This is a genomic window from Cesiribacter sp. SM1, assembly GCF_020178975.1.
Classification (GTDB): Bacteria; Bacteroidota; Bacteroidia; order Cytophagales; family Cyclobacteriaceae; genus Cesiribacter.
The window spans coordinates 1-2,959 of sequence record NZ_JAHXBU010000049.1 but is presented as its reverse complement, the minus strand read 5'-3'; the positions used below and the strand labels follow the sequence as shown (position 1 = coordinate 2,959).

Annotated in this window: 4 protein-coding genes; all 4 read right to left on the bottom strand. The window is 39.2% G+C overall.

What is annotated here, in order from left to right; translation table 11 throughout:
* Positions 1–252: 252 nt before the first annotated feature.
* The 4 genes from KWJ01_RS12885 to KWJ01_RS12870 all read right to left on the bottom strand — a co-directional run bounded on the left by KWJ01_RS12885 (position 253) and on the right by KWJ01_RS12870 (position 2,952).
* On the bottom strand, positions 253–669 hold the full coding sequence (locus tag KWJ01_RS12885) for a hypothetical protein (protein ID WP_224996863.1): 417 nt from the start codon (positions 667–669) through the stop codon (positions 253–255).
* A gap of 153 nt (positions 670–822) precedes the next feature.
* On the bottom strand, positions 823–1,545 hold the full coding sequence (locus KWJ01_RS12880; protein ID WP_224996862.1) for an SMI1/KNR4 family protein: 723 nt from the start codon (positions 1,543–1,545) through the stop codon (positions 823–825).
* 175 nt (positions 1,546–1,720) lie between these two features.
* Positions 1,721–2,008: a hypothetical protein gene (locus KWJ01_RS12875; RefSeq protein ID WP_224996861.1), complete on the bottom strand. Its 288-nt coding sequence runs from the start codon at positions 2,006–2,008 to the stop codon at positions 1,721–1,723.
* A gap of 302 nt (positions 2,009–2,310) precedes the next feature.
* The gene (locus KWJ01_RS12870) at positions 2,311–2,952 is read right to left on the bottom strand and encodes a hypothetical protein (protein WP_224996860.1); all 642 of its coding nucleotides are present in this window, start codon (positions 2,950–2,952) and stop codon (positions 2,311–2,313) included.
* Positions 2,953–2,959 lie beyond the last annotated feature (7 nt).

Sequence of the window (2,959 nt, the reverse complement as noted above, 5' to 3'; positions counted from 1 at the left end):
CATTCAATGATCTCGTATTTTAAAGCTTGTATATTCATACTTCTTATTTGCTCGTCCAATCTAAATATACGAATCCCGTTCCAAACCGGCGGTAGATCTATGGTACGATTTTGCATTAAGACCAACGTCCGTTGAATACAGCAGGCGACCATTCACCGGCCTCTGCTATGCCCACGCAAAGGTAGACAATAGCATTGTCAATGGCTGAATGCGCTGGGGGAGCTTGCTTTATTCTGTTGTTGGTAGCAGGCTTTATTTATTTTCTTTAGTAAGCTTGATGATATAATCCGTCAGCTTTTCTATTTCTTCATCATCATAAGTCAGCGGCTCCACCAGTCCAGTTGCGAAATCCTTTACTTCTTTTCGGTCCCAATCGCTAATTGTGGATAGTACTGATGGAGAAAGGTGCTTAAGTCGAGCTGCAACAGATTTACCGGTATTGCTGTCAAAGGTAAATTTTGAATTCTTAATCCATTCTTCTGCCAAAGCAGCACGACCGTCCTGTTTAAGGATTTCTATATATTCCTGTCTAACCTTTTTTAACAGATTTGTAATCAAGGGACTATTAGCAAATTCATTCAAATCATAGCTGTCGATTTGGTCCGAATATTTTACAGTTGCTAAAAGCTTATGAAGTGCATGTATTTCTGCTTTGTTATCTATAATCATGTGTCCCCATTTTGCTTGCTACCAACGTCCATTGAATAAAGCAGATGCCCTTCACTGGCCTTTGCTGAATGTACGCAAGGTTTGCTTGCTGCATTGTCAATGGCTGAAAGTTGTTGGGGCATTTGCTTTATTCTGTTGTTAGGCACAGGTTATTTATTTTTTTCCACCGAATAGTTTGGATAAGAAACCCTGCTTAACTCTCTTCTCTATAATCCAAATAGGCTCGTCACCCGGTCTAATTATTTTCGTTTTCGGACCCGATTTACCCCATGAAAATCCAGTCTGTATTGGCTTATTAGTTAAGTCTGCCACTAAAAATAATTCTGGAAGTTCACCCTGCACTTGGCTAAAGTTGTAGTCTTTTTCATTCTTTTCCATTATTCCGATTTTCTCTAACCAAATGTCACTGACTATTTTCTCATGAATAATATCAAGGTTCGATTCTTTACCATTTTTCCCGAATTCGTCTATGTGCGCAATAAATTCAGTTAGATTTTCAGAATGCTTTACAACGACAGCAGGGTCATGGCAGACGTAATAGACGGAGTTCCATTTTCCTTTTGAGTCTATGTCAAGAATCCAGAAGTTACCAAAGCCATCACCTGCTAACTGTACTGAACGAGGAAACATTTCTTCAAAGCCGAAAGGTCCGAATGTGTCAAATCGTACTTCTTCTAACCCGCTGAACTCAAATCCCTTGCTGAACCGCAAAAGCTCCTCAATCTCTATTGGAAGGTATTGTCCTGGTAATTGCTGTTTATAAGCTTCAATTTCTTCTTCGGTCATCCCTTCTAAAAGCTCGACTTTATACAAATCCCCGTCTTCAGATTCATACTCATTGTTAAGTATAGACTGAAGCTGTTCTTTTGGTGTCATGTGGATTCTTTAGCTTGGTTTTTCACTTGTGCCTAACGTTCATTGAATAAAGCAGATGCCCTGCACTGCCCTTCGATGAAAGTACGCAAAATCAGCTATTGCTATAACAATGGCTGAACGCTGTGGGGCATTTGCTTTATTCTGTTGTTGTGCCCAGTTTATTTTATTTTTTATTTTATGCGTCCGCTTGCATAAATACACGAATTGCTTCCTTTGTCTTAATATTTATCTCTACTGTGATTCTTGGTCCAGTTTTAATGTCGTTTGCTGGTCTAAAGTCAATCTGATATATTTCTGGAGCCTCTTGAGAATTGCTGTATCCTATTATTTTATATTCTTGTACTTCAGTCTGATTGAAAGGAAAACCATAAGGATCAGCAGGGAAGTTTTTTTCTTGTTGTCCTTCAGGCTTATTCAAGTTTTCAACTGATTTATGGATTGCCTTTACTGCTGCCTGAGTCACTGCTTCAGGCCATGGATAATTTTGTTCTTCTTTGATTTACAGTTCCAGCTGTATATTTGAAAGACTTACGTTATGAGCCTCGCTTTCCCTGGCTGAACAGGAGAAAAGAACTAATAAGGTCAATGTTAATGTAAGTAGGTTGTTCATGGGGTTCAATTGGGCACAACGTCCGTTGAATAAAGCAGGCGACCTTCACCGACCTTTGCCGAACGGACGCAAAGGAAGACAATAGCATTGTCAATGGCTGAACGCACTGGGGAGCTTGCTTTATTCTGTTGTTGGTGCTAGTCTTTTATTATTTTTTATTGTCTCGGTGGGAGGTATATATCTTTGAGCTTACTCAATTCTTCATCGGCTTCCTCTATAAACTTTGCTTTATCCGGATAGCAGTTCGTAATTCTGTTCCACACTATTTTTTTTGTCTCGCCCTGGTAACTGTAAATGATATAAATTGGATTAAGGTAGTCGCAGTAAGTGGAATCGATGATACTTTGTATGCTTTCTAGTTCTGCTAAAGATCTACTGTTGACAGATGAAATAGCCTTATACTTATTTGCAGATTCACTGTGCTTAGCATTAAATACAAGGCTTTTGATATCAAAATTATTATCGATCAAAATTCGATCATTGTGAAGCTTTGCTGCTATAGCATATGATTTAGAGTCCTTATAAAAGTACTCACTTACAACAATGATCTCTGGTTCCGCCGATTGACAAAATCCTATTAGAGTCAGTAAGCTGAATATCAGGGTTAATATGTAGTCCTTTTTCATATTAGTCTTTCCGTCTGCACTTAGCTTAAAGGTACGGTTTTGATTAGCACCAACGTCCGTTGAATAAAGCAGGCGCCGCCGCTGCGGTTGATTAAGAGTAGTAAAGTAATAGTTTAGCAGCCCCTTTCCAAGAAGAGCTGGGGGCGCTTGCTTTATTCTGTGGTTGGGCATAGGTTAG

Bases quoted from the DNA above. Each gene is read 5' to 3' on its own strand.
- KWJ01_RS12880 (WP_224996862.1), bottom strand. From the start codon at position 1,545: ATGACACCAAAAGAACAGCTTCAGTCTATACTTAACAATGAGTATGAA.
- KWJ01_RS12870 (WP_224996860.1), bottom strand. From the start codon at position 2,952: ATGCCCAACCACAGAATAAAGCAAGCGCCCCCAGCTCTTCTTGGAAAG.
- KWJ01_RS12885 (WP_224996863.1), bottom strand. From the start codon at position 669: ATGATTATAGATAACAAAGCAGAAATACATGCACTTCATAAGCTTTTA.